We start from the raw sequence: 25,860 nt of genomic DNA, 5'->3' as shown, positions 1-25,860 counted from the left end.
AATTTTTACCGGGCGATTGGTGTCAGACGCAGCAAATGAATCCGACGGCTGTCGGCGTTCAGGATGCGGAAGCGATAGGCGCCGATTTCAGTGATTTCGTTGCGTTTTGGCAAGTGCCCGAACGCGCTCATCACCAGACCGCCGACGGTGTCGAATTCGTCGTCGGAGAATTCGCTGCCGAAGAACTCGTTGAAGTTCTCGATCGGCGTCAGGGCCTTGATCAGGAAGTCACCGCTGGGCAGCGGCTTGATGTAGCTGTCTTCTTCGACGTCATGCTCGTCTTCGATGTCGCCGACGATCTGTTCGAGCACGTCTTCGATGGTTACCAGACCGGCCACGCCGCCGTATTCGTCAATGACGATGGCCATGTGGTTATGGTTGGCGCGGAACTCGCGCAGCAGCACATTCAGGCGCTTGGACTCGGGCACGAAGGTGGCCGGACGCAGCAGATCCTTGATGTTGAAACTGTCGCCGTTCTCCTTGAGGATCAACGGCAGCAAGTCCTTGGCCAGCAACACGCCCATCACGTCATCGTGGCTTTCGCCGATCACCGGGTAGCGGGAGTGGGCCGAGTCGACCACGGCGGGCAGGAACTCGCGAGGTGTCTGGGTCGCCTTGATGCTGATCATCTGCGAGCGCGGGACCATGATGTCCCGTACTTGCAGGTCTGCAACCTGGATGGCGCCTTCGACGATGGCCAGCGCTTCGCTGTCCAGCAACTTGTTTTGGTGTGCATCGCGCAGCAGCTCCAGCAGCTCCTGGCGGTTTTTCGGCTCGTGGGCAAAAGCCTGGGTGAGCTTACCCAGCCAGGACTTCTGCCCGTTGCTCGATCGATCTTCGCTCATAGCGATTACTCTGAATCCTTTGTTGTAACGATAGGGGATGTGTCTGTTTCGTCGTCCGCATAAGGGTCCGGATGACCCAGTTCTGCAAGCAACGTTCGTTCCAGTGCTTCCATTTCTTCGGCTTCGTCGTCATCTATATGGTCGTAACCAAGCAGATGCAAGCAGCCGTGAATGACCAGATGTGCCCAATGGGCGTTGAGTGCCTTGCCTTGTTCGGCGGCTTCGCGCTCGACCACGGCCACGCAGATCACCAGATCGCCCAGTAACGGGATATCCAGCAACTCGTCCGGCACGTCGGCAGGGAATGACAGCACGTTGGTGGCGTAATCCTTCTGCCGCCAGGTGTGATTCAGTTCGCGGCCTTCTTCTTCATCGACCAGACGAATGGTCAGCTCGGAGTCGGCGGTGCGCTGGCGCAGGGCCAGTTCGCACCATTTCCGGAACTCGGCTTCACTCGGGGCAGGTGCGTCGCTGGCCAGTTGCAGATCAAGCTCAAGCATCGTGCGGGGTGTCCTTTGGCGCGGCATCGGCAGCGCGATTTTCGAAGCGCTCGTACGCCTCGACGATGCGTTGTACCAGCGGATGGCGCACCACGTCCTTGGGCTGGAAGTGGGTGAAGCTGATGCCCGGAACGTCCTTGAGCACTTCGATCACATGATGCAGCCCGGACTTGGTGCCGCGTGGCAGGTCGACCTGGGTGATGTCACCGGTGATGACCGCCGTGGAGCCAAAGCCGATCCGGGTCAGGAACATCTTCATTTGTTCGACGGTGGTGTTCTGGCTTTCGTCGAGGATGATGAAGCTGTTGTTCAGCGTGCGGCCGCGCATGTAGGCCAGTGGCGCGACTTCAATGACCTGGCGCTCGATTAGCTTGGCGACATATTCGAAGCCGAGCATTTCGTAGAGCGCGTCGTAGAGCGGGCGCAGGTACGGGTCGATTTTTTGCGACAGGTCGCCGGGCAGGAAGCCAAGTTTTTCACCCGCTTCAACCGCCGGGCGCACCAACAGAATGCGACGAATCTGCTCGCGTTCCAGTGCGTCTACCGCGCAGGCAACAGCCAGATAGGTCTTGCCGGTACCGGCGGGGCCGATGCCGAAATTAATGTCGTTACCGAGGATTTCCTTCACGTAGCGCAGTTGATTCAAGCCGCGAGGGCGAATCATGCCTTTTTTGGTGCGCAAGGCGACGGACGGTTCGGCGGGGGAGTGGTTGTCCAGTTCCTCGACGGCCGATTCCTGCAGGAACAGGTGAACCATGTCCGGCGACAGCTCGGTACCCTTGGTTTCCCGGTACAAGCGACGCAGGAGGTTTTCCGCGGAGGTGGTGTGCTTGGGCTCGCCGATCAGTTCGAACTGGTTTCCGCGGTTGCGGATCTCGATGGTCAGGCGCTGTTCGATCAAGCGCAGATGCTCGTCGAATTGCCCGCACAGATTGGCGAAGCGGCGAGCTTCAAAAGGCTCGAGGATGAAGCGATGTGGTTCTATGGGTGCGTTCAAGGTCGTATTTAGCCGCCCTGGGGCAATATTGATGAAATAAAGGATAACGCCAGTCGCCTGGGTGCGAAAGCTCTTAAATAAGATGCCGGAATCTGACACTTGAACTGTGGCGAGGGGACAAGCCCTCTCGCCACAAAAGCCCGGCTCCCGCAGGAGGCGAGGTGTTATTGGATCAGCGAACCCCGCAGCGAGTGCGGTTGCGCGGCGTCGATGTGCACGTCGGCGAACTGTCCGATCAGGGTCGGATTGTCGCAGCGGAAGTTGACGATACGGTTATTCTCGGTGCGCCCCTGCAGTTCGCCAGGGTCTTTTTTCGAATAATCGGTAACCAGAATCCGCTGAATGGAGCCCACCATTTGTCGGCTGATCTCGAACCCTTGCTGGTTCAGGCGATGTTGCAGGGCATTCAGGCGTTCTTTTTTCAGTTCTTCCGGTGTTTCGTCGGCCAGGTCGGCGGCCGGGGTGCCCGGGCGTTGGCTGTAGACGAACGAGTAGGAGAAGTCGAAACCGACGTCTTCGATCAGCTTCATGGTCTGTTCGAAGTCTTTTTCGGTCTCGCCCGGGAAGCCGACGATAAAGTCCGAACTGATGCAGATCCCCGGCACGGCGGCCCGCAGTTTGCGCAGTTTGGACTTGTACTCCAGCGCGGTGTGGTTGCGCTTCATCGCCGCGAGGATCCGGTCGGAGCCTGATTGCACCGGCAAGTGCAGGTGTTTTACCAGTTCCGGCACGTCGGCGTGGGCCTGGATCAGGCTGTCGGAGAACTCCAGCGGGTGCGAAGTGGTGTAGCGAATCCGGTCGATGCCATCGACTGCGGCGACTACCCGGATCAATTCCGCCAGGTCGGCCAGACGACCATCGTGAGTGGTCCCGCGATAGCCGTTGACGTTTTGCCCCAGCAGGGTCACTTCGCGCACGCCGTTTTCGGCCAGGTGGATGATCTCGGCAATCACGTCGTCGAACGGCCGGCTGACTTCTTCACCGCGGGTATAAGGCACCACGCAGAAAGTGCAGTACTTGCTGCAGCCTTCCATGACCGACACGTAAGCGCTCGGCCCATCGATGCGCGGTTCGGGCAAGTGGTCGAATTTTTCGATTTCCGGGAACGAGACGTCGACTTGCGGCAGTTTGGTAGCGCGCGCGGCGTCGATCATTTCCGGCAGACGGTGCAGGGTCTGCGGGCCGAACACCACGTCGACATACGGAGCGCGATCACGGATGGCCGCGCCTTCCTGGCTGGCCACGCAACCGCCGACGGCGATGACCATTTCCGGATTGGCCAGTTTCAGTTCGCGCCAGCGGCCGAGCTGGGAATACACCCGGTCCTGGGCGCGTTCACGGATCGAGCAGGTATTGAGCAGGATCACGTCGGCGTCTTCAGCGCGGGCAGTGACTTCCAGGGCCTGATGTTCACCCAACAGATCGACCATGCGCGAGCTGTCGTACTCGTTCATCTGGCAACCGTGGGTTTCGATGTAAAGCTTCTTGGCCATGGAAAGATTCATCACGTGATTCAAAGAACCGCGCATTATAGGGAACATGTTCCAAGGTTCCTACCGCTGCGCGTCCGGTGGCTATGCTATAGTTCGCGCCCTCATTTTTATCCCCGATGTGTTACCCGCCCACCATGACCAAACGTGAAGCTCCAATCTACAAGGTGATTTTCCTCAATCAGGGCCAGGTGTTCGAAATGTACGCCAAGCAGATCTATCAAAGTGATCTGTGGGGCTTTCTGGAAGTGGAAGAGTTCGTCTTTGGCGAGCGCACGCAAGTGGTCGTCGATCCGAGCGAAGAAAAGCTCAAGGCTCAGTTCGAAGGCGTTGTGCGCAGTTTTGTGCCGATGCATTCGATCGTGCGCATCGACGAGGTCGAGCGCCTCGGCACGCCGAAAATCAGCGAAGCCCGCGGCGCGGTCGGTAATGTCATGCCGTTTCCGATGCCGATGCCTGAGAAGTAAGCAGCAGGTTTTTCTAAGGTGAGAATTGATCGTTCCCACGCTCTGAGTGGGAACGCCGCCTTCGACGCTCTGCGTCGGTGACGCGGAGCGTCACGGGATGAATTCCCACGCAGAGCGTGAGAACTATCGGATCCGGCAATTCAGGGAAGTGGCGAAAACGGCGTACGCCCGTCGGCGCTCTGCAATTCCATCAGGTATTTACGGAAAATTTGCCCCAGCACCTGGGTAGCAACTTCCAGGTCTTCGCGGGGCATTTTCTCGGCGACTTCGTCGGCGGTGTCCAGCGCGTCTTCGGCGCCGTTGACCGCGGCCATTTTCAGCACGATATACGCCTGAATGTTATTGGCCGGTACACCTTCGCCATGGAAGAACATGGTGCCGAGTTTGAATTGCGCCTGGGCATGACCTTGCAGCGAGGCCTTTTCGAAGTAGCTCAGGGCTTTATTGAGGTCGCGCGGCACGCTTTTGCCTTCGTAGTAGAACTCACCCAACTCGTATTGCGCTTGCGCATCCCCTTCATCCGACGCTTTCTGGCAGGCGGCGAGCGCTTGCGTCAGGTCTTGCGGCTGAGTATTGAGGGTGCAGCGACCCATCGCCGGGATCAACAACGAGTTGCCGCCTGCTTGTGCGAGCGCGAGCAGGGGCTGAAGGAGCAACAGGCAGCCCAATGCAAGGGTGCGGCCGGTGCGGTTCATGGGAATCGACTTACCTCTGAGGGGCGCGCGGACCCGTCGAGGGATCCAATAAGCGCGCATTATGAAATAAGCAGGGCCAACCTTACAAAGTCTTTACTCGTTTTTCTGCTGCGCGGGGACTATATCACCCACTTTGCGGGGGATTATTGGCAGGTGATCAGGAAATAGGGTGCGAATGTAGGTGAAAGCTGACGCTGGCAATCGCCAACGTCAGCGTTGCAATTTTATTTCAGTGCGGCGAATGCACGCTCGGCGGCGTCCAGCGTCAGTTTCAACTCGGTTTCGCCGTGGGCGATCGAGGTGAAGCCGGCTTCGAAGGCGCTCGGCGCCAGGTATACGCCACCTTCGAGCATCAGGTGGAAGAAGCGCCCGAACAGGTTCGCATCGCTGGCCATCACGTCATCGAAGGTGACGATGTCGTCGGCACCGCTGAAGTACAGACCGAACATGCCGCCGGCCTGAGTGGTCACGAACGGAATGCCAGCGGCGTCGGCGCGCTGTTGCAGGCCATCGAGCAGGCGGCTGGTGTAGTCGCTCAGCTCGGCGTGGAAACCCGGACGACTGATCAGACGCAGCGTGGTCAGGCCAGCCGCCATCGCCAGCGGGTTACCCGACAACGTACCGGCCTGGTAGACCGGGCCCAGTGGCGCGATGTGTTCCATGATTTTGCGTTTGCCGCCGAAGCAGCCCACGGGCATGCCGCCGCCAATGATCTTGCCGAAGGTGCTCAGGTCCGGTGTTACGCCGTAATAGGCTTGGGCACCGCCGAGGGCGACACGGAAACCGGTCATCACTTCGTCGAAAATCAGCACCACGCCGTGCTTGTCGCACAGGGTCCGCAGGCCTTCGAGGAAACCCGGTGCCGGCGGTACGCAGTTCATGTTGCCGGCCACCGGTTCGACGATGATGCAGGCCACGTCCTGGCCGACTTCGGCGAGCATGGCTTCTACTGCGTCGATGTCGTTGAACGGCAGGGTCAGGGTGTGTTTGGCGAACGCCGCCGGTACACCGGCCGAGCTCGGTACGCCTTGGGTCAGGGCGCCGGAACCGGCCTTGACCAGCAGGCTGTCGGAGTGGCCGTGGTAGCAGCCTTCGAATTTGATGATGCTGTCGCGACCGGTGAAACCACGGGCCAGACGGATCGCACTCATGGTCGCTTCGGTGCCGGAGCTGACCATGCGCACCATTTCCATCGATGGCACGATCGAGCAGACCAGATCGGCCATCTCGGTTTCCATCGCGGTCGGGGCGCCGTAGGACAATCCGTGCTCAAGCTGTTTGCGCACCGCGTCCAGCACGTCCGGGTGGCTGTGGCCGAGAATCATCGGGCCCCAGGAACCGACGTAATCCACATAACGCTTGTCGTCTTCGTCGGTGACGTAGGCGCCTTCGGCGTGTTTGAAGAACAACGGCGTGCCGCCAACGCTCTTGAACGCACGAACAGGCGAGTTCACGCCTCCGGGGATGTGTTTCTGGGCATTGGCAAACAGGGTTTCGGAACGAGACATTATTTGGCTCTCAAAATCAGGATTTGAACAATTCGTTAAAGGCGCGGGCGCGACGCGTCACTTCAGCCGTGCTCTCGGCGCCGAACAGACCATGCACCACCGCCAGCAGATCGACCCCGTGGGCCACCAGCGGGGCGGCGTTGTCCAGGGTGATGCCGCCGATCGCACAGATCGGCAGGTGCAGTTTGCTGCGGGCCTGGTCAAGCAAGTCGAGGCTGCATGTCGGTGCGCCAGGCTTGGTGTTGGAATTGAAGAAGCGGCCGAAGGCGACGTAACTGGCGCCTTCCTTGGCGGCTTGCTCGGCGAGTTCGAGTTGCGCGTGGCAGGTCGAGCCGATGATCGCCTGACGCCCGAGCAGTGCTCGCACTGGCATCAGCGGGCCATCAGTCTGGCCCAGATGCACGCCGACATTCAGTCGCGCGGCCAGTTCGGCGTCGTCATTGATGATCAGCTGGGTCTTGTAGCGATCGCACAGATCACGCAGGGCTTCGGCCTCGCGCAGGCGGCGGGCCTCGTCGCTGCTTTTGTCGCGGTATTGCAGCAGGGTGACGCCGCCTTCGAGCGCCGCCTCCACGTACGAAAGAAATTTGCCGGCCAGTAACTGGCTGTCGGTAATGGCGTACAGGCCACGTAGTTTCATCGGACAAGCCTCTGCGCTTTACGCATCGAAAGTTACGAACAGAAATCCAGCGGCAGGCGGCGGGGCACGAACTGGCCTTTGCCCAGCTGTTCCGCATCTCGCAGGGTGCGCCAAGTGTAGTCAAGCGCGCTCTGTACGGCACTGGCGAGGTGTTCACCCTGGGCCAGGCGACCGGCGAGGGCGCTGGCCAGCGTGCAACCGGAACCGTGATAACTGCCGGGCAGGCGCTGGCAGGTAAAGGTTTCGCGGCGACCGTCGCGGCTGTACAGGCGGTTGTGGATTTCGTGTTCGTCGCCATGGCCGCCGGTGATCAGCAGGTGTTTGACGAATGGCAGGAGTTTTTCCGCGCACTCGTCGGCGGTGCCTTCGGGCAGTTCGGCGAGGATGCGGGCTTCGGGAAGGTTAGGGGTGGCGATGATCGACAATGGCAGCAAGCGTTCGCGCATGGCGTAGCCGACTTCGTCCTTGCCCAGTCGTCCGCCACCGCCGGCGCGCAGCACCGGGTCGCAGACCACTGGCAAATGCGGGTGCGCTGAAAGCAGTTCGACCACGGTGTCGACCATTTCCAGGGAACCGAGCATGCCCAGTTTGACGGCGGCGACTTCGGAGTCGTTGAGCACGGCGTTGGCCTGGGCCAGTACCCACTCGCGATCGAGCACGCGGAAGTCAGTGACGTTGACCGTGTCTTGCACGGTCAGGGCGGTGACGGCCGGAGCTGCATGGCAACCCTGGGCAAGCAGGGCTTCGATATCTGCCTGCAAGCCGGCGCCACCACTAGGGTCGTGGCCGGAGAGACAGAGGACAACGGGGCGAGAGCTGTAGATATTCATGGTGCGCGAGCTTACCACCAAACATGTTTTTCGGTGTGTGCGCACATCGCAGCGAGTGGTGGAAAGATCAAAAGATCGCAGGCTTCGCCAGCTCCTACATTGAGCGCGATCAAGCCAACAGCTCTAGCTCAATACATTGCGCTGGAACGCCCGTTCTAGAGCCTTTGTAGGAAAAATTTCAATGGTGTTCAATGGCCACTAACGGCTATGCTAGAGTGGATCCAAACCAATAACAGGTAATACCGGTTTTACGTCTACTCAAAAGGAATGGGGGGCTTCCTGACAGAACCGGACAGGCCACGCTGGGGCTTAAATGCGCTATTTGCTGATGTTGCTGCTGTGCTTGCCCCTCCTGGCGAGCGCCGTCGAATTCGACGAGTTCACCCAGAGCCTTCCCCTGGGCCGAACGATGCAGGTTTATGAAGACGCGGGCGGTCAAGCGACCATTGTCGATGTCCGTGCGCAAGCCGCGGCCGGGCACTTCAACCCCCACGATAAAGCCACCCTCAATGCCGGCTATTCGCGTTCGGCGTTCTGGCTGAAAATCGACCTGCAATACCGTCCGACCAATCCGTCGGCGCAACGGACCTGGCTGCTGGAACTGGCCTATCCGCCCCTCGATCACCTTGATCTGTACTTGCCCGATGCTGGCGGTGACTATCGATTGGCCCGACAGACGGGCGATGCGCTGCCGTTCGCCACTCGCGAGATTCGTCAGAACAACTATCTGTTCGATCTGAGCTTTGCGCCCGGGCAGGCGCAAACCGTGTACCTGCGTCTGCAAAGCGAAGGCTCGATTCAGGCGCCCGTCACCTTGTGGTCGAGCACTGCTTACCTTGAAGAACAGCCGGTGCGGCTCTATGTGCTGGGGCTGATCTACGGTGTATTGCTGGGGATGCTGGTCTACAACCTGTTCATCTTCCTCAGCGTGCGCGATACCAGTTACCTCTATTACATCGTCTACATCGCCTCGTTCGGCTTGTATCAGCTGTCGGTGAACGGCGCGGCCGTGGAGTATTTCTGGCCGAACAATCCGTGGTGGGCCAACGCCGCGACGCCGTTCTTCATCGGCTGTTCGGGGTTGTTCGGCAGCCAGTTTGCCCGCAGCTTCCTGCGCACGGCTACCCACAGCCGCTGGCTGGACCGTGTGCTATTGGCGCTGATCGCGTTCAGTACGCTGGTGGTCGGGTTATCTCTGATGACCAGTTACGCCCTGGCCCTACGTCTGGCGACGGCGTTGGCACTGGCCTTTACCGTGGTGATTTTCGCTGCCGGGGTTTTCGCCTGGTGGCGTGGCTTGAGGGTGGCGCGCTACTTCATCATTGCCTGGTCGGCATTTTTGCTCGGTGGCGTCGTCAACACGATGATGGTGTTGGGGTATTTACCCAACGTGTTCCTCACCATGTACGCCAGCCAGATCGGCTCGGCGATTGAAGTGGCGTTGCTGTCCCTGGCCCTGGCCGATCGTATCAACGCCATGCGCGAGCATCAGGCACAGACGTTGTTCGACGCCGGCCAGAAGCTTGAGGTGCTGAACCAGCAACTGGCTCACAGCAACAGGCTCAAGGACGAATTCCTCGCCACGTTGACCCACGAACTGCGCACGCCCATGAACGGTGTGATCGGTTCGCTGGAGCTGATGCAGACTGTCGAGATGAACCCAGAGCTGGAGCAATATCAGCAAACGGCGGCAGGTTCGGCGCGGGACATGATGCGCATGGTCAACGGCATCCTCACCCTGACCGAATTGCAGGCCGGCAAGCTCAAGGTCTATCCGGACACGTTCAGCTTGCGCAGTATGGTCGAGTCTTTGCGCGGGCAGTTCGATGGCAATGCGTCGAGCAAGTCGCTGGACTTCAAGGTCGAGGTAACGCCCGGGTTGCCGGATCGTTTGTTCGGCGACAGCGGCAAGCTGGCGCAATGCCTGGAATGCTTGCTGGACAACGCAATCAAATTCACCCGGGTCGGCGGTCTGGCGCTGCGGGTGACGGGTAAGCCGGCGGAGCCCGGTCGGCTGGCGCTGTCGTTTGCGGTGATCGACACCGGCATCGGTTTTACCGATTTGGGGGAGGCGACGCTGTACCAGCGCTTCTTCCAGCTCGACGGTTCGATGACCCGCGAATATGGCGGTCTGGGCGTTGGCCTGGCGATCTGTCAGCAGTTGGTCGACTTGCTCGGCGGCCGGCTGAGCCATCGTTCGGAACTGGGCCGTGGAAGCCGCTTCCAGCTGGACGTCGAATTCGAGCTGTCGGTGGTGGAGCCTGCTCCCTCGATCACCCGGCAGACCACCGGCCTGCGCTTGCCCCAGGAGTGCACGGTATTGCTGGTCGATGACAACAGCATCAATCAATTGGTGATGCGCGGCATGTTGCTCAAGCTTGGGTTCCGGGTACGCACCGCTGACAATGGCCTTGCTGCGCTCGATCAATTGCAGTGTGAAGCTGTTGACGCGGTAGTGCTCGATTGCCAGTTGCCGCCAGTGGACAGCGCCTCCATCTGCCGCCGGATCCGTGCGTTGCCGGGTTGCGCCGAATTACCCGTGTTCATGATTGCCCTGAGTGCGGACCGAATGCACTGCCCGAGCGACACCTCGATCGACTACCTGAACAAACCGGTGAAATTCGAGGACTTGCAGGCAGCGCTCTATCGACGGGTGCTCTGTTCTGGACAAGGCGAAAGCGCCGACAGTTAGGCAGATATGCCACTTTGTTCAGCCTCGGGGCGGTGCTTAACTGAAACTCCCTTGGCTGACCAAAGGAGCCCCGTCATGAACCTGCATCAGTTCGCCGAAACCCACGAAGTCACCAACCAGCCACCGTCGCTGGACGGCACCAACCTCTATCGCATCGACCTGCCTTTGCAGGAGTGGTCGAGGCGGTTCGATGCCGGTTGGGCCGAGTCGCGGATCGACGCTTACGGCGCATTGGCCGGCGGGCCGCTGATGGAGGCCGGGTTTGCGGCCAATCAAAACAAACCAGTGTTCGTCAGCCATGACCGTTACGGCCATCGCATCGACCTGGTGGAATTTCACCCGGCTTATCACCAGTTGATGCGCACGGCGGTGGAGCATGGCCTGACAGGGTTGCCCTGGACCGATCCGCAACCGGGCGCCCATGTGGCGCGCGCGTCCATGACGTATTTGCACAGTCAGGCTGAGGCCGGTAGCGGTTGCCCGTTGACCATGACTTTCGCCAGCGTCCCGGCGATGCGCCTGCAACCGGATCTGGCCCGGCAATGGCTGCCGAAAATCCTCGCCACCGAATACGACCCGCGCAATGTCGGCATGGCCCACAAGGCCGGAGTCACCATCGGCATGGCGATGACCGAGAAACAGGGCGGCACCGACGTGCGGGCCAACACCACCAAGGCGTATCCGGTGGGGGCCGGTGGGCCGGGTCAGGCGTATGAACTGGTGGGCCACAAGTGGTTCTGCTCGGCGCCAATGTGCGACGCCTTCCTGACCCTGGCCCAGACCGACAAAGGGCTGACCTGTTTCCTGCTGCCGCGTCATCGCCCGGATGACACGCGCAATCAGTTCTACATACAGCGGCTGAAAAATAAACTCGGCAACTGGTCCAACGCTTCCAGCGAGGTGGAGTTCCGTGGCGCCCTGGCCTGGATGGTCGGCGAAGAGGGCCGGGGCGTTCCAACCATTATCGAAATGGTCGCCATGACCCGTTTCGATTGCATGGTCGGGTCCAGCGCGCTGATGCGCCAGGCCCTGACCCAGGCCAGCCATCACTGCGCCCACCGCAAGGTCGGTGGCAAGTTGCTCAGTGAACAACCCTTGATGCAAAACGTGCTGGCCGACCTGGCCCTGGAAAGCGAAGCCGCCCTGGCGTTGAGCCTGCGCATGGGCCGGGCGCTGGATCATCTGGATGACGACCACGAAGCGAAATTCGCTCGGCTGGTGACGGCAGTGGGCAAGTACTGGATCTGCAAACGCGCGCCCGCGATGATCAACGAAGCGGCCGAATGCATGGGCGGCGCCGGTTACGTCGAAGAAAGCATCCTGCCGCGACTGTACCGTGAGGCACCGGTCAACTCGACGTGGGAAGGTTCCGGCAACGTGCAATGCCTCGATGTATTACGAGCACTGTCGAAAGAGCCGGGTGTGCTCGATGTGCTGTTCAACGAGTTGGGCGATGGCCATGGCGACAAACGCCTGGCCACACACATCGGCCAATTGCAGAAGGCGTTCAAGGACACTGACGATATTCAATACCGCGCCCGCCAGCTCACCGAAGACATCGCCTTGGGCCTTCAGGCCAGGCTGTTGCTGGAGGCGGGCAATGCGGCGGTCAGTGATGCGTTTATCGCCAGCCGCCTCGGTTCGGCCGGTCGGGTGTATGGAACGTTGCCACGTGGGCTGGATGTGGAAGCGATTGTGGCCCGGTCGACTCCGCAAGGGTTTTGACGGTTGAAAAGATCGCAGCCTTCGGCAGCTCCTACGCGCCTGTGGGCGCTGCCGAAGGCTACGATCTTTTTTCACTGTTCCCGTGAAGCGATGATGCAGGCAAGATGAAGGTCTGCAAGTCAGAACACAGGAAGCTGATCGTGACCGAAGCGTTTATTGTCGTTCAAACCGCCGAGCAAGCCGTGGACCGGCTTGCTGTCTTGCACGAGCGTGCAACCACAGCGCTGAATCAGGCGCTCAAGCGTTATCTCAAGGATCGCGTCGAGCCGGACGCTGAACAGCGTGCCCTGTTTCGTTATCCCGAGTTGCGTCTGACCTACCTCTGCCAGGGCGAAGTCCCACAGACCACTCGCGCTTATGCCAAGGTTCAATTGCCGGGGACCTACAGCGTCACCGTCACTCATCCGGCAGCCTTTCGCAAATACCTGCTGGAACAACTCGTTCCGTTGATGCACGACTTCACCGTGACCGTGGAAGTCGGCGTCAGCCAGCAGAACATTCCTTATCCGTATGTGGTCGAGCAGGGCGATGAACTGGCCGGCTCTGGCGTTACGGCGGCGGTACTGGCGCGGGTGTTCCCAAGTACGGATCTGTCGGCCGCCACCGATGGCATCGCCGATGGCTTGTACGATTGGGAAAACACCGACCCGCTGCCATTGGCCCTGTTCGATGCCGCGCGGGTGGACTTCTCCCTGCGCCGGCTGGTGCACTACACCGGCAGCGACTGGCGGCATGTGCAGCCGTGGATTCTGCTGACCAACTACCACCGTTACGTCGACCAGTTCATCGTTCATGGCCTGGAACAACTGCGCAAAGACCCGCGTTTTGTGCGCATGGTGTTGCCGGGCAACGTGATCATCGAAAAGAGCATGGACCATGGCGAAGCCTCGGCGATTGCTGCTGGTGTGGTCTGGCATCGTTACCAGATGCCGGCCTATCACCTGATCGCCAGCGACGGCCATGGCGTAACCCTGGTGAACATCGGCGTCGGCCCGTCCAACGCCAAGAACATCACCGACCACCTGGCAGTGCTGCGTCCGCATTGCTGGCTGATGATCGGCCACTGCGGCGGCTTGCGTCAGTCGCAGACCATTGGCGATTACGTACTGGCCCACGCTTATATGCGTCGCGACGGGATTCTCGATCGGGTGGTGCCGCCGAACATTCCGATTCCGGCCTTGGCCGAAGTGCAGTTGGCGTTGCAGCAAGCGGCGGCCAACATCACCGGTGAGAAGGGCGACGAACTGAAGAAACGCCTGCGTACCGGCACCGTGCTGACCTATGACGACCGTAACTGGGAACTGCGCTGGGCCCAGGAACGTCCGCTGATCAACCTGTCCCGCGCCGTGGCGGTGGACATGGAAAGCGGCACCATTGCCGCTCAAGGCTATCGCTTGCGGGTGCCGTACGGCACGTTGCTCTGTGTGTCGGATAAACCGCTGCACAGCGAAATCAAACTGCCGGGGTCGGCCAACGCGTTCTATGAGCGCGCGGTCAGCCAGCACTTGAAGATCGGTATCGAGGCGGTGGATCTGTTGCGCACCGAGCTCAACTCGCTGCACTCGCGCAAACTGCGCAGTTTCGACGAGCCGCCGTTTCGCTGATAGAGAGTTGTCATGGTCATTTGACGGTTGGGGCACTAGCATTAGCAGCCCTGACCGTTAGATGTTCTTCTCGCCATGTCCCGTCCACAACGTCCCGTCTCCCGCCGCCCTGGCGTGAAGCCTGTGTCATCTTCTTCCGCCCCGCGCCGTGTCGCCAAAGCGCCACCGGCCGAACCGAAGCTGATTCTGTTCAACAAGCCTTTCGATGTGCTGACGCAATTCAGCGACGGCGAAGGGCGGGCGACGCTCAAGGACTTTATCGAGATTCCGGGGATTTACCCGGCAGGACGGCTGGACCGTGACAGCGAAGGCTTGTTGCTGCTGACCAACGACGGCCAGCTTCAGGCGCGGATTGCCGACCCGAAACACAAACTGGCCAAGACTTACTGGGTGCAAGTGGAAGGCGAGCCAACCGCCGAGCAGTTGCAGCGTTTGCGCGAAGGCGTCGAGCTGAACGACGGTATGACCTTGCCCGCCGAGGCGCGGCAGCTTGAAGAACCTGAGCTGTGGCCACGCAACCCGCCAGTGCGTTTTCGCAAAAGCGTGCCCACCAGCTGGCTTGAATTGGTGATTCGCGAGGGGCGCAACCGTCAGGTGCGGCGCATGACTGCGGCGGTCGGCTTGCCGACGTTGCGCCTGGTGCGGGTCAAAATCGGTGACTGGTCGATCGAAGGGCTCGATCAGGGCCAGTGGAAGGAAGTGCCGGCGCGTTTATAGAGTGCCGGATTCGATCAGGCCGATGACCACGCTTTTGATCACGAACGCGGCCACGCCCAACCCCAGCACAAAGAACAGAATGAACGAGCCGAAGCGTCCGGCCTTGGATTTTTTTGCCAGATCCCAGACGATGAAGCCCATGAAAATGATCAGGATGCTGACCAGGCCAGTCATCATCCACTCTTCGAAAACTGCAGGATCCATCGAACATCTCCAGCGCAGGTGGGGCTAAAAAGGCGGGAGGAGTATACGCCAAGGGGGATTGGCGGGGTATTGACCTGCGTCGGTGTGCCGCAGTCATTCGTCGTCTTGGGCAGTGATCGTTCCCACGCTCTGCGTGGGAATGCCGCCATGGACGCTCCGCGTCCGCTGTAGATCGTGACGCAGAGCGTCACAGGATGCATTCCCACGCGGAGCGTGGGAACGATCAGGTCAGAAGGGGCGTCTCAGCTGCGCAAATGAGTTAAAGGCAACTCCGTGCTGTTGAGCACCTGGTTCAACACAAAACTCGACCGTACACTCGTCACCCCTTCAATCCGGGTGAGATGCCCCAGCAGCAGCTTCTGATAGTGATCCATGTCCGGCACCACCACCTTGAGCTGATAATCCGCATCCATCCCCGTCACCAGGCTACATTCCAGCACTTGCGGTAACGTGCGAATGGCGGCTTCGAAGTTCTCGAAACGCTCGGGAGTATGGCGGTCCATGCCGATCAGCACGTAGGCAGTCAGGCTCAGGCCGAGCATCTTGCGGTCCAGCAAGGCGACCTGGCGGGAGATGTAGCCATCGTCTTCCAGTTGCTTGACCCGCCGCGAGCAAGGCGAAGGCGACAGGCCGATGCGTTCGGCCAGCTCCTGGTTGGAGATACGCGCGTCGCGCTGTAATTCCGCCAAAATACTCAGGTCGTATCGGTCGAGTTTGCTCATCAATCAGGCCTTCGTCATAACTATTGCGGCAGATTATCTATCCTGAGTTAAAAATTGCGCAAGTGATGTTTATTTGAGCAATCTTCGCAATCCTCTGTCGGTGCTCCGGGCCTATTCTTATCACCAGAATCACTGCTCGGACAAACAGTCCAGTGCGGCTCGCCCAATCAGGTCAGCTGCGGTCGCCACCCCCACCGGGGATGCGTCGGCCCCCGAGCTACACACTGTCCAGAAGACGGCGTGAGGTGAGCCGACGTCATAAGCGTCGAGCACGGACGAAGTTCTCAAAGGGAGGCCGACGGGTCTCCCTTTTTTCTTGCCCGCAATTTACCTTCAGCACTCAATAAATAAGTTGCGTGACTGATAACCTGTCGCAGAACCGGCCTGCGCTTTCCCAGTCTTACGTACAGGCCCTAACCCGCAGTGAGGAATAGCATGAAATCGCGCATCTGGCGTATGGCCGGTGTTGGTTTGCTGTGTGTGAGTGTCACTGCGCAATCGCTTGCCGATGAGCCGCAGAACCGCGGCCCCGATGGCGGGCAACATGGGCCCGATCATCGGGGCAATGACCAGGGCCATGGCAGCAATCAGCCACGCCCGCAGAACAACGAAATCATTCGTGGCGACAACAGCCGCAAGTTCGAGCTCCACGACCAGAATCAGGGTGGCCAGTGGCAGAACCGTGCGCCGCACGAGTCCAGCGTTCAAGGCGGCCAGTGGCAGAACCGTCCGCTACACGATCCAAACGTTCAGGGTGGTCAGTGGCAGAACCGTACACTGCCCAATGTTCAGGAGCGAGCGCCGCAACAGCCGAGTAACAATCTGCCAATCCAGGGTCGGCCCGATACCGTGCGCCAGACCCAGGAACCGCGGCGGGGCTACTATCAGGACGAGCGGTGGCGTAACAATGACAACCAGCCATGGCAGACTGGAGGGCGGGAGCCGCGTCACGATGACCGTCGCTGGCCCGGTCGCCCGGATGGGCACGGTAATGGCTGGGGCCCCGGCCCGCAGTATCGTCCGGGGTACGTGATCGACCGCTTCCCGGAGGACCGTCACTTCCGTGTACCGTATCGTGGCCAGGATTATTTCTATTCCGGTGGCTACTGGTATCGCCCGCAAGGCCCGCGTTATGTGGTAGTTCAGCCGCCTCGCGGAATTCGCGTCAGCTACTTGCCCGATTACGCCCGCGAAGTGTGGATCGGCGGTGCGCTGTTGTTCCTGGCGGCCGGCGCGTATTACGCCTACCAGGAGAGCACTCAGGATTACGTCGTGGTCGAGCCGCCCGTGCAGCCGCAACCGGTGAGCAATGGTTATGACGTGGTGGCGTACCCGGCCAACGGCCAGTCGCCGGAGGAAGTCAGCCGGGACGCTTATGAATGTTATCGCTGGGCCGTGGAACAGAGTGGTTTCGATCCGCGTGCCGTCACCTACCAACCGGATCCGTCGGTGGTGCAAGCTTATCGACAGGCCCAAGGCAACTGCCTGAGCAGTCGCGGCTATCAGGTGAGTTACTGAGCCCTGGCGGCCTTTACCATTTCCTGCGGGTCGGCGTGCACCAGCACTTCGGCTCGCGGGTAGACGGCATGAATCGCATCGGCAGCTTGATCGCTGATGCCGTGGGCGACTGACAGGGTCAAGTCCCCCGGCAATTCCAGATGCAATTGCACGAACCACTGGTTGCCGGAAATCCGCGTGCGCAAGTCGTGGGCACCCAGAACGCCGGGTACGCTGCAGGCCAGTTCGAGCATGTGCTGGCTGACATCGGTCGGCAATTCTTCATCCATCAGCACTGCAAAACTCTCCCGGGCGATTTGAATCGCGCTCCAGAGGATGTAAGCAGCGATCCCCAGGCCGAACCACGGGTCGACTTGCTGCCAGCCAAACCCTGCCAGCACCAGCGCTACGAGAATGCCACCGTTGAGCAGCAGGTCCGAGCGGTAATGCAAGGAGTCGGCGCTCACTGCGCTGGAACCGGTTGCCTTGATTACCCGGTGTTGCAGCATCAGCAGGGCCACGGTCAGGATGAGGGAGAACACAATCACCCCGATGCTGAGCCACGCTGCGCCTATCGGTTCCGGATGTTTCAACCGTTCGATCGCCTGCAAGGCAATCAGCACCGCACTGCCGCCAATGAATAGCGCCTGAGCCATGCCCGCCAGTGATTCGGCTTTGCCGTGCCCATATCGATGATCATCGTCGGCCGGGCGCAAGGCGTAATGCACGGCCATCAGATTGAGCAGCGAGCTAATGCCGTCGAGGGCCGAGTCGGTCAACCCGGCGAGCATGCTCACCGAACCGCTCAGCCACCAGGCGATGGCTTTGGCGATGATCAATATGCACGCGACCGCCACCGAGGCGCGCGTCGCCAACCGCAGCAGGCGGGCGTGGTCGGTAGGGGTCGTCATCAGTGCTGTGATTCCTTCAGGTACACGAATTATGCAGCCGGTTGCAGGCCAAACATAGCCAGTTGCTGGGCGTTGCCCTTGTGCTGGATCAGGCGCGGATCGTCCAGCGGGAAGCTGCGGCCCAGTTCACTTTCCAGAATAGTCTGCAACTTGTGGTTATCGACCTTGCCGTCGGCGCCGATGGCTTCCTTGAGTTTTTCCGGGGCCACCTGGGCGGTCCGACCGGGCTCGAAGTAAATGGCACCCGTGGCGAAGTCCACTGCAAAGGCAATCAGGCCGGGGATGATGTAGAACAGCAGGCCCACGGCATCCAGCGCGGCAATGGCCGGGTCGATCTTGCCGTCGATCTGGCCGCGACGATCCGGGTAGAAAATCGAGCCGCAGGCGGTCATTTGGGTCAGCAAGGTTGCGACCAGTACACCGCCGATCAAGCGAAAGGAAGCACGCATATTGAATCTCCTGAGTCATCTGGAAACGAAGGGGCGTCTGTATGAATTAGGACCGCGACGAACGCTACGCAGTTCGCCGTTATACTCGTCGCTCTGTTTTGGAGCCAGCATGATTTCTTTGCCGATTGATGAAGTTTTACCCGCCCTGCGTGAAGCCCTCGCTACACGCCACGAAGCCGTGCTCGAAGCACCGCCCGGTGCCGGTAAAACCACCCGGGTGCCGTTGGCCTTGCTCGATGAGCCGTGGCTGGCCGGGCAGACCATTCTAATGCTCGAACCGCGCCGGTTGGCAGCGCGGGCGGCGGCGGAGCGCTTGGCCAGTGAATTGGGCGAGAAGGTCGGCGAAACCGTGGGCTATCGCATTCGTCTCGACAGCAAGGTCGGCCCCAATACCCGCATCGAAGTGGTCACTGAGGGCATCCTCACCCGGCGCCTGCAGGATGACCCGGCGCTGGACGGCGTAGGCTTGCTGATTTTTGACGAGTTCCACGAACGCAGTCTCGATGCCGATCTGGCACTGGCCCTGAGCCTGAATGGCCGGGAGCTGTTCCGCGACGATCAACCGCTGAAAATCCTCTTGATGTCGGCAACCCTGGAAGGCGAACGCCTGGCCGGGTTGCTGGATGACGCGCCAATCCTGCGCAGCGAAGGTCGCATGTACCCGGTGGCGATGCGCTGGGGGCGGCCGTTTCAGCCCGGTGAATTCATCGAGCCAAAGGTGGTGCAGACCATCCTCGACGCGCTGAACGACGAAACCGGCAGCCTGCTGGTGTTCCTGCCGGGGCAGGCGGAAATTCGACGGGTGTATCAACAATTGGCCGATGCGCTGGGTGAGGGCACGCCGGTGTTGCTGTGCCCGTTGCACGGCGAACTGGACCTGGCGGCGCAGCGCGCGGCGATTGATCCGGCGCCTGCGGGCAAGCGCAAAGTGGTGCTGGCCACCAACATCGCTGAAACCAGCCTGACCATCGACGGTGTGCGCGTGGTGATCGATGCCGGTCTGGCGCGGGTGCCGCGTTTCGACCCCGGCAGCGGCATGACCCGTCTCGACACCCAACGGATTTCCAAAGCCAGTGCCACCCAGCGCGCGGGTCGGGCTGGGCGTTTGGAGCCCGGTGTGTGTTATCGCTTGTGGTCGCAGGATCAGCACGAGCAACTGGCGGCTTACGCCAGTGCGGAAATCCTCTCGGCTGACCTTGCCGGGCTGGCCTTGCAACTCGGTCGTTGGGGCGTGACGCCCGGGCAGTTGGTCTGGCTCGATGTGCCTCCGGCAGCGGCTTATGCACAGGCCCAGGATCTGCTTGAGCGTTTGGGTGCGCTGGAGGGAGAAGCGCTGACCCGTCACGGTCAGGCCATGGCCGAACTGCCGGCCCATCCACGAATCGCCCATTTGCTGTTGCGTGGCCAGGCGCTCGGCCTGGCCGACATGGCCTGCGATGTCGCGGCGCTGCTTGGTGAGCGCGATATCTTGCGTGGTGCTGGCGCGGACCTGCACAGCCGACTGGTGCTGTTATCCGGTGAAGAACGGGCCGCTCGCGGTGCGCAGGGCGGTGTTCAACGGGCCCGACAACTGGCGCGGCAGTATCGCGGCTATTTGCGCGGCAAAGCGTCGGAGCCGGTCAGCGACCCCGAACATCCGCGTTGGCTCGGTGCGTTGCTGGCATTGGCTTATCCCGACCGGGTCGCCCAACAGCGGCGGGCCGGTGGCGCTGAATATCGCCTGGCCAACGGTCGTGCGGCGTTGTTTGCCGAGGCGGACAGCCTGATGAAGCAACCGTGGCTGGTGATCGCCGATCTGGGCAGTCGTCAGGGCCAGCGTGAAGAACGGATTTATCTGGCGACGGATTTTGATCCGGCGCTGTTTGATTCGGTGCTGGCCGAACAGGTGCGGTGTGTCGATCAATTGGATTGGGATGAGCGCGAAGGTGTGCTGCGGGCCGAGCGTCAGCGCAAGGTCGGCGAGTTGATCCTCAGCCGCGAACCGCTGACCGGGCTCGATGAAAGTGCGCGCAGTCAGGCGTTGGTGAATCTGGTGCGGCGCAAAGGTCTGGAGCTGTTGCCCTGGACCCCGGAGCTGCGTCAGTGGCAGGCGCGGGTGGCGTTGTTGCGGCAGTTGGATCTCGCGGGTAAAGGCGAGAGCGAATGGCCGGATGTCAGCGACGCAACATTGCTCAAAAGCCTCGAACACTGGCTGATGCCCTATCTGGGGAAAGTCTCGCGGCTCAGTCACTTCGCCAATCTGGACCTGTCGAGCATCGTTCACAACCTGCTGCCGTGGCCGTTGCCGCAACGGCTGGATGAGCTGGCGCCGCATCATTTGAGCGTGCCGTCGGGTTCATCGATTCGTCTGGATTACAGCGAGCAGCCGCCGATTCTGGCGGTGCGGTTGCAGGAGTTGTTCGGCCTGGCCGAGACCCCGCGGATTGCGGGTGGTCGGCAAGTGGTGAAACTGCATCTGTTGTCCCCGGCGCGGCGGCCAGTGCAGGTGACGCAGGACCTGGCGAACTTCTGGCGCAGCACCTATGCCGAGGTGAAGAAGGATTTGAAGGGGCGTTATCCGAAGCACTACTGGCCGGATGATCCGCTGGTGGCCGAGGCAACCGCGCGGATCAAACCTCGTAAAAGCTGAAGATCAAGATCAAAAGATCGCAGCCTTCGGCAGCTCCTACAGGGATCGCGCGGGTGCACTCGCTCTATGTAGGAGCTGGCGCAGCCTGCGATCTTTTCCCCTAACGCCGCAAATCTACGGTGCTGCCGGCAACAGAAACCGCGCAATCACCGGCAAGTGATCGGAAATGCGCAACGTATCGTCCTGCCGCACCCGCGCTTCGACCCGTTTGATGCGCGGGCTGTAAAACAGGTAGTCGACGGTCCGGTCCGGCCCGTTCAAGCCGGGATCGTTCGGGTAATGGGTCAGCCACTGTGCCCGGTCGATACCGCTGGCTTCGTTGTTGGTGGGGATCATCGGGTATTTGTCCCACAGCACATGCAGCGCGCTGTCGGCAGAGTAGGGCGTGCGTTGCTCGGCGGGCAGGCGTTGATACTGGCCCAGTGGCAACAGATTGAAATCACCACCGATCAACCACGGGGTGCCGCGGCTTTCGAACTTGTCGAGCACCTTGGCCACGGCGGTCACCTGGGTTTGCAAGGTATCGTCGAGCTGGGTGGCGCGGTCCAGATGGGTGTTGAGCACGGCCATCTGGCCACCGTCGTTCAATGGCAGGTAAGTGACCAGCAAGGCGTTTTTCGGCTTGAACTGACGACTGATGAGATTGGCCGGCGCGACCGGCAATTGCAGGCGTTCGGCGTGTTCGATCCGGTAGCGGCTCAGGGTCGCCAATTGCCGGCCAACGCTGCCGAAGATGTGGGGTTCAGGTACGAAGTCGGCTTTCCAGTCGAAGGCCTGAGCGGTGCACGGATACAGGTCGGTGACCCGATCCTCAAGTAATTTGAACTGGTTCTGGTAGTCGCTGGCCTTGGCGCCGTCATCGAGTTCCTGCAACAGCACGATGTCTGGTTGCTCGTCGCGAATCACCCGCGCCACTTCGTCGAGGCTGAAGGCCATGTCTTCAGGTGTAGGGGATTCGTCGTCTCCTGCGGCCAGGTCGTTCCAGAACACGTAGCGCTTGCCGGCCAGGTACTGGACGTTCCAGGTCATCACCTTCAGCGCCTGGCCGGGCACCAGCGTCGGCGCCTGGGCGTTGCAACTGACCGGCAGCGCTTCCTTGGCGTCGGGGCGCCAGGTCAGGCTGTAGATCAGCAATGCAATCAGGCTGATGGCGATCAGCAGGCCCAGCAGGGTGTAGCGCAGTAGACGGGGCATGGCTCGGCTTATCGCGTTACAAAATTGACCCCGAGCATAACCGACAGCAGCGCCAAAGCCCAAGGGTAGAGCGGTCAGAGCCGCTCATCAGATTTCTCGGGTGCATCGGCGATCAGCATGAACAAACGGAACAGCACCACGCTGGTGAACAGCTGCAGGAAGCTGTGGGCGCTGTCGATCAGCAGGGAGATCACCGGGTTCTGCGGGTCAGGGTAAACCGCCAGCGTCGCTCCCTTGAGCACCCACAGCGGGCCCATCACGCACAGAATGCACACCAGAATGCGCATGAAATGCCCGCGGGTCAGGCGCAGGCTTTCCTTCATCGCCGCCAGCGGTGCCAGGCCGCGCAGCACCAGCAGGTACTCGCCGAACGCCAGCGTCACCATCAGCCAGATGCCCGGCAGGAAATACAGCGACAGGCCGATCAGGATCAGCAGGGTATTAAGGGCGGTCAGTACGGCGAAGCGCGGCCACAGGGTCGCAGCGGCTGCCAACAGGTCGCGGGTACGCGGCGATTCGCCTCGGCTGCGGGCATCGAGAAACAGGATCAGCGCGGCGGTGTACAGCGGATACACCAGCAAGCCGACAATCACACTGATGCCGGCGAAACTGTCCGGCCCGGTGGAGCGGTCGACCACTTGTTGCAGCAGCGCCTCGACAATCACCAGCGGCAGGCATAGCTGCACGATCTGGCCCAGGTTGCGCTTGAAGAAATACAGAGAGTCACGCAGTACATCGAACGAATTCATCAGTCGGTATCGCAGGTTGAAAGCAGTGCCTCACTTTAACCGATCAACCCCTTCGGGGCGCAAACGTAAACGTTCGGTAAAGGTCATTGAAACATCCTGTATCAGCCCCATTACTGGTGAGCACCTTATCCACTGTGGGTGAGGGCACTGATATTCCCGGCAATCTACGAGGTCGCCATGAACAGCGAAGAACAAACCCTGATCGATGGACTGTTTTCCCGGCTGCAACAGGCCGAAACGGACTCAGCCCCGCGCGACGCCCAGGCCGAGGCGCGGATCAAGGAACACCTGACTCGCCAGCCAGCGGCGGGCTATTTCATGACCCAGGCGATTCTGGTGCAAGAGGCAGCCATCAAGAGCCTCGACGAACAGAACAAGCAACTCACCCAGCAAGTGCAGCAATTGCAGGCCGAACTGCAACAGGCCAAGGCGCAGACAGCGGCGCCGGCGCCAAGTGGCGGCTTTTTGTCGAGCATTTTCGGCGGCGCTTCCCGTGACCCGCAACCTGCACCGACWCAAAGCGCAGCCCCCTCGAATGGCGGCTGGCGTGAACCAGGACGGCCGTCGTTCAACTCGCAGCCGCAGCAAAACTTCGGTGCACCGCCTGCTCAGCAGAATTTCGGAGCGCCGTCTCAGCAAAATTACGCACCGCAACAGCCTGTCGGCAGCGGTTTCCTCGGCGGTGCGTTGAAAACGGCAGCGGGCGTGGCCGGTGGCGTGATGCTGGCGCAAGGCATCAGCAGCCTGTTCCATCACAATCAGCAGCCGGAAGTGGTTGAAGTCATCAAGGAAGAACCGGCCCAGGTCAATGATCAGAGCGACAGCAGCGGTTGGGGCAATGATCAGCGCGTGGCTGACAACTCCAGCGATCAGGGCGGTTTCGTCGACACGGATTACGACGATGGAAGTTCATCGTTCTTTGGCGGCGATGACGACGACTCCTTCATCTGACCTGCCATTCGTCCGGAGCGCCATGGCGCTCCGGGCCGATTGTTCGCGGAACAATCCTTCGGGCTGGCATACTGGGCGACTTTTCGGGCCTGGAGCCTGATCCAGCCCGCGCGCCTGTGCGCCAAGACCCCGCGCGCCAACGCGCTGAGAGGATGTACGGTGAAAAAAATCGCAGTGTTCGCCGATGTCCAGAACCTCTACTACACCGTGCGTCAGGCCTATGGTTGCCACTTCAACTATGCCGCTTTGTGGGCTGACGTCAGCAAGCAGGGGCAGATCGTCGAGGCCTATGCCTATGCGATCGATCGTGGCGACAGCAAACAGCAGCAGTTCCAGCAGATCCTGCGTAATCTCGGCTTCGTCGTGAAGCTCAAGCCCTACATCCAGCGCAGCGACGGTTCGGCCAAAGGCGACTGGGACGTGGGCATCACCCTCGACATCATGGACGCCGCCGACCATGTCGACGAAGTGGTGCTGGCTTCCGGTGATGGTGATTTCGACATGCTGCTGGAGCGCATCATTGCCAAGCACGGCGTGCAGGCTGTGGCCTATGGCGTGCCGGGCCTGACGGCCAATTCGCTGATCCGCGCCGCCAGTCGTTACGTACCGATCGAAGGCGCGTTGCTGCTCAAGAATTGATTTTTACGGAGTTGAAACAGGTTTGGAACGCATAGCAGTCATCGACTTTGAAACCACCGGGATCTCCCCGAGCAGCAGCTGCCGGGCCACGGAAATTGCCGTGGTGATTCTTGAACAGGGGCGCATCGTCGAGCGTTACCAAAGCCTGATGAATGCCGGCGTGCGGGTGCCGGCGTTCATAGAACAACTGACCGGCATCAGCAACGCCATGCTGCGCACTGCGCCTTCGGCCGAGCAGGTGATGAACGAGGTCAACGAATTCGTCGGCATCACGCCGCTGCTGGCGCACAACGCTGCGTTCGACCAGAAGTTCTGGGACTACGAGCTCGGGCGAATCAAACGTACACGCCTGCAGAACTTTGCCTGCTCGCTGCTACTCGCCCGCCGCCTGATGCCCGCCGCGCCGAACCACAAACTCGGCACCCTCACCACCTTCGCCAGCCTGCCCGATACCGGCAAGGCTCACCGGGCCATGGCCGACGCGGAAATGGCGGCCAACCTGACGGCGCATCTGGCGCAAGAGCTGCGGCAAAAGCACGGGTTGCGGGAGTTGTCCCATGATCTGTTGTGCAGCCTGCAGAAAGTGCCGGCGGCGAAGATCAATGAGCATTTGAAGCGGTATCGCGGGTTCTGACAGAAGCACCCCTGGAGAACTATTTGCCATTCCCCTCCAGTTGACCCAACGGCACGCGCTTTTCGATGGCGCTCGACAACACGATCGAGGTCTTGCTGAACCCGAACGTGGCGATCCGGTTGATCAACTCTTCCAGTTCCGGCATCGAGCCCACCGCCGCTTGCATGATCACGCACGGGTCGCCGGTGACGCGATGGCATTCGGTGAGCTGTGGGATTTTGATCAGTTCGTCGTAGGTTTTCTGTTTGCCGTGCTGGTTCAGGCGCAGTTCGATGACGCACTGGATTGGCAGGCCGATTTTGGACATGTCGACTTTCGCCTGGTAGCCGGTGATCACCCCGCAAGCCTCAAGTTTGGCGACGCGTTCGGCCACCGCCGGAGCGGACAGGTTCACCTTGCGCGCCAGATCGGCGTAGGACGCACGACCGTTTTCCAACAGGGCGCTGAGGAGCATGCGGTCGTATTTGTCCATCGCGGTATTCCTGAAAAATGACTGACTTTCGAAAGCACGGTTTATAGCGCCGAACTCCGTTTTTTGAAAAGTGTACCGGCGCTATAAACAGGTTTTGTA

The 25,860-nt window shown here is 60.7% G+C and carries 25 protein-coding genes; 10 read left to right on the top strand and 15 right to left on the bottom strand.

Going from position 1 to position 25,860, the window contains the following annotated elements:
* Nucleotides 1-5: 5 nt before the first annotated feature.
* The 4 genes from AC1D2Q_RS20085 to miaB form a co-directional block, all read right to left on the bottom strand.
* On the bottom strand, nucleotides 6-845 hold the full coding sequence (locus AC1D2Q_RS20085; protein ID WP_477814301.1) for an HlyC/CorC family transporter: 840 nt from the start codon (nucleotides 843-845) through the stop codon (nucleotides 6-8).
* 5 nt (nucleotides 846-850) lie between these two features.
* Nucleotides 851-1,345: an rRNA maturation RNase YbeY gene (gene ybeY / locus AC1D2Q_RS20080; protein WP_018925765.1), complete on the bottom strand. Its 495-nt coding sequence runs from the start codon at nucleotides 1,343-1,345 to the stop codon at nucleotides 851-853.
* Nucleotides 1,338-2,342 (bottom strand): PhoH family protein, encoded by a 1,005-nt coding sequence (locus AC1D2Q_RS20075; protein WP_019020889.1) that lies wholly within the window; start codon nucleotides 2,340-2,342, stop codon nucleotides 1,338-1,340. The genes ybeY and AC1D2Q_RS20075 overlap by 8 nt, the downstream gene beginning before the upstream one ends.
* A gap of 164 nt (nucleotides 2,343-2,506) precedes the next feature.
* Nucleotides 2,507-3,835: a tRNA (N6-isopentenyl adenosine(37)-C2)-methylthiotransferase MiaB gene (gene miaB, locus AC1D2Q_RS20070; protein ID WP_018925767.1), complete on the bottom strand. Its 1,329-nt coding sequence runs from the start codon at nucleotides 3,833-3,835 to the stop codon at nucleotides 2,507-2,509.
* Nucleotides 3,836-3,969: 134 nt separating this feature from the next.
* Here miaB and AC1D2Q_RS20065 point away from each other — a divergent pair, with 134 nt between their 5' ends.
* A complete protein-coding gene (locus tag AC1D2Q_RS20065; protein ID WP_003185742.1) occupies nucleotides 3,970-4,299 on the top strand; it encodes a DUF1820 family protein in 330 nt (109 codons plus the stop codon).
* Nucleotides 4,300-4,439: 140 nt separating this feature from the next.
* Here the strand turns inward: AC1D2Q_RS20065 and AC1D2Q_RS20060 are convergent, their stop codons facing one another.
* From AC1D2Q_RS20060 to AC1D2Q_RS20045, 4 genes are all read right to left on the bottom strand, one after another.
* Nucleotides 4,440-4,994, bottom strand: a complete 555-nt coding sequence (locus AC1D2Q_RS20060; protein WP_019650898.1) for a tetratricopeptide repeat protein — start codon at nucleotides 4,992-4,994, stop codon at nucleotides 4,440-4,442.
* A 224-nt stretch (nucleotides 4,995-5,218) separates the two neighbouring features.
* Nucleotides 5,219-6,502: a glutamate-1-semialdehyde 2,1-aminomutase gene (hemL, locus tag AC1D2Q_RS20055; protein ID WP_018925769.1), complete on the bottom strand. Its 1,284-nt coding sequence runs from the start codon at nucleotides 6,500-6,502 to the stop codon at nucleotides 5,219-5,221.
* A gap of 16 nt (nucleotides 6,503-6,518) precedes the next feature.
* Nucleotides 6,519-7,142, bottom strand: coding sequence for a thiamine phosphate synthase (gene thiE, locus AC1D2Q_RS20050; protein WP_018925770.1), 624 nt, complete (start codon nucleotides 7,140-7,142; stop codon nucleotides 6,519-6,521).
* A 32-nt stretch (nucleotides 7,143-7,174) separates the two neighbouring features.
* Complete coding sequence (locus AC1D2Q_RS20045; RefSeq protein WP_019581334.1) at nucleotides 7,175-7,972, bottom strand: hydroxymethylpyrimidine/phosphomethylpyrimidine kinase; 798 nt, start codon at nucleotides 7,970-7,972, stop codon at nucleotides 7,175-7,177.
* A gap of 313 nt (nucleotides 7,973-8,285) precedes the next feature.
* On the opposite strand from AC1D2Q_RS20045, the gene AC1D2Q_RS20040 reads away from it, so the two are divergent.
* From AC1D2Q_RS20040 to AC1D2Q_RS20025, 4 genes are all read left to right on the top strand, one after another.
* Nucleotides 8,286-10,664: a hybrid sensor histidine kinase/response regulator gene (locus AC1D2Q_RS20040; RefSeq protein ID WP_477814300.1), complete on the top strand. Its 2,379-nt coding sequence runs from the start codon at nucleotides 8,286-8,288 to the stop codon at nucleotides 10,662-10,664.
* A 75-nt stretch (nucleotides 10,665-10,739) separates the two neighbouring features.
* Entirely contained in the window at nucleotides 10,740-12,389 is a 1,650-nt protein-coding gene (locus AC1D2Q_RS20035) for an acyl-CoA dehydrogenase family protein (RefSeq protein ID WP_428635862.1), read from the top strand.
* Between the two features lie 104 nt (nucleotides 12,390-12,493).
* On the top strand, nucleotides 12,494-13,993 hold the full coding sequence (gene amn / locus AC1D2Q_RS20030) for an AMP nucleosidase (RefSeq protein WP_019650901.1): 1,500 nt from the start codon (nucleotides 12,494-12,496) through the stop codon (nucleotides 13,991-13,993).
* 75 nt (nucleotides 13,994-14,068) lie between these two features.
* Nucleotides 14,069-14,710: a pseudouridine synthase gene (locus AC1D2Q_RS20025; protein ID WP_477814299.1), complete on the top strand. Its 642-nt coding sequence runs from the start codon at nucleotides 14,069-14,071 to the stop codon at nucleotides 14,708-14,710.
* Here AC1D2Q_RS20025 and AC1D2Q_RS20020 read toward each other — a convergent pair.
* Both AC1D2Q_RS20020 and AC1D2Q_RS20015 read right to left on the bottom strand, forming a co-directional pair.
* Nucleotides 14,705-14,914, bottom strand: a complete 210-nt coding sequence (locus AC1D2Q_RS20020; RefSeq protein WP_007937369.1) for a DUF2788 domain-containing protein — start codon at nucleotides 14,912-14,914, stop codon at nucleotides 14,705-14,707. The genes AC1D2Q_RS20025 and AC1D2Q_RS20020 overlap by 6 nt on opposite strands.
* Nucleotides 14,915-15,156: 242 nt before the next feature.
* Complete coding sequence (locus tag AC1D2Q_RS20015) at nucleotides 15,157-15,636, bottom strand: Lrp/AsnC family transcriptional regulator (RefSeq protein ID WP_007937367.1); 480 nt, start codon at nucleotides 15,634-15,636, stop codon at nucleotides 15,157-15,159.
* 435 nt (nucleotides 15,637-16,071) lie between these two features.
* Here AC1D2Q_RS20015 and AC1D2Q_RS20010 point away from each other — a divergent pair, with 435 nt between their 5' ends.
* Complete coding sequence (locus AC1D2Q_RS20010) at nucleotides 16,072-17,154, top strand: DUF6515 family protein (RefSeq protein WP_477814298.1); 1,083 nt, start codon at nucleotides 16,072-16,074, stop codon at nucleotides 17,152-17,154.
* Here AC1D2Q_RS20010 and AC1D2Q_RS20005 read toward each other — a convergent pair.
* Both AC1D2Q_RS20005 and AC1D2Q_RS20000 read right to left on the bottom strand, forming a co-directional pair.
* On the bottom strand, nucleotides 17,148-18,044 hold the full coding sequence (locus AC1D2Q_RS20005) for a cation diffusion facilitator family transporter (RefSeq protein ID WP_477814297.1): 897 nt from the start codon (nucleotides 18,042-18,044) through the stop codon (nucleotides 17,148-17,150). The two genes, AC1D2Q_RS20010 and AC1D2Q_RS20005, sit on opposite strands and share 7 nt — an antisense overlap.
* 29 nt (nucleotides 18,045-18,073) lie before the next feature.
* Complete coding sequence (locus AC1D2Q_RS20000; protein WP_253418394.1) at nucleotides 18,074-18,493, bottom strand: polyribonucleotide nucleotidyltransferase; 420 nt, start codon at nucleotides 18,491-18,493, stop codon at nucleotides 18,074-18,076.
* 109 nt (nucleotides 18,494-18,602) lie between these two features.
* On the opposite strand from AC1D2Q_RS20000, the gene hrpB reads away from it, so the two are divergent.
* Nucleotides 18,603-21,122, top strand: a complete 2,520-nt coding sequence (gene hrpB, locus AC1D2Q_RS19995; RefSeq protein WP_477814296.1) for an ATP-dependent helicase HrpB — start codon at nucleotides 18,603-18,605, stop codon at nucleotides 21,120-21,122.
* Nucleotides 21,123-21,236: 114 nt separating this feature from the next.
* On the opposite strand, the gene AC1D2Q_RS19990 is transcribed toward hrpB, so the two are convergent.
* Nucleotides 21,237-22,316, bottom strand: a complete 1,080-nt coding sequence (locus AC1D2Q_RS19990; RefSeq protein WP_477814295.1) for an endonuclease/exonuclease/phosphatase family protein — start codon at nucleotides 22,314-22,316, stop codon at nucleotides 21,237-21,239.
* Nucleotides 22,317-22,390: 74 nt separating this feature from the next.
* Complete coding sequence (locus AC1D2Q_RS19985; protein ID WP_477814294.1) at nucleotides 22,391-23,065, bottom strand: YciC family protein; 675 nt, start codon at nucleotides 23,063-23,065, stop codon at nucleotides 22,391-22,393.
* 177 nt (nucleotides 23,066-23,242) lie between these two features.
* On the opposite strand from AC1D2Q_RS19985, the gene AC1D2Q_RS19980 reads away from it, so the two are divergent.
* From AC1D2Q_RS19980 to AC1D2Q_RS19970, 3 genes are all read left to right on the top strand, one after another.
* Nucleotides 23,243-24,016, top strand: a complete 774-nt coding sequence (locus AC1D2Q_RS19980) for a DUF2076 domain-containing protein (protein WP_477814293.1) — start codon at nucleotides 23,243-23,245, stop codon at nucleotides 24,014-24,016.
* 159 nt (nucleotides 24,017-24,175) lie between these two features.
* Nucleotides 24,176-24,655 carry a LabA-like NYN domain-containing protein gene (locus tag AC1D2Q_RS19975; RefSeq protein ID WP_018925783.1) on the top strand — a complete coding sequence of 160 codons (480 nt, stop codon included), beginning with the start codon at nucleotides 24,176-24,178 and terminating at the stop codon, nucleotides 24,653-24,655.
* A 22-nt stretch (nucleotides 24,656-24,677) separates the two neighbouring features.
* Nucleotides 24,678-25,289 carry a 3'-5' exonuclease gene (locus tag AC1D2Q_RS19970; protein WP_205886581.1) on the top strand — a complete coding sequence of 204 codons (612 nt, stop codon included), beginning with the start codon at nucleotides 24,678-24,680 and terminating at the stop codon, nucleotides 25,287-25,289.
* Nucleotides 25,290-25,308: 19 nt separating this feature from the next.
* Here AC1D2Q_RS19970 and AC1D2Q_RS19965 read toward each other — a convergent pair whose 3' ends face one another.
* Nucleotides 25,309-25,761 (bottom strand): Lrp/AsnC family transcriptional regulator, encoded by a 453-nt coding sequence (locus AC1D2Q_RS19965; protein WP_019650907.1) that lies wholly within the window; start codon nucleotides 25,759-25,761, stop codon nucleotides 25,309-25,311.
* Nucleotides 25,762-25,860 lie beyond the last annotated feature (99 nt).

The sequence above is a fragment of the Pseudomonas sp. P1_A1 genome, from assembly GCF_056406935.1.
This window is presented reverse-complemented; position numbering and strand designations above follow the sequence as displayed.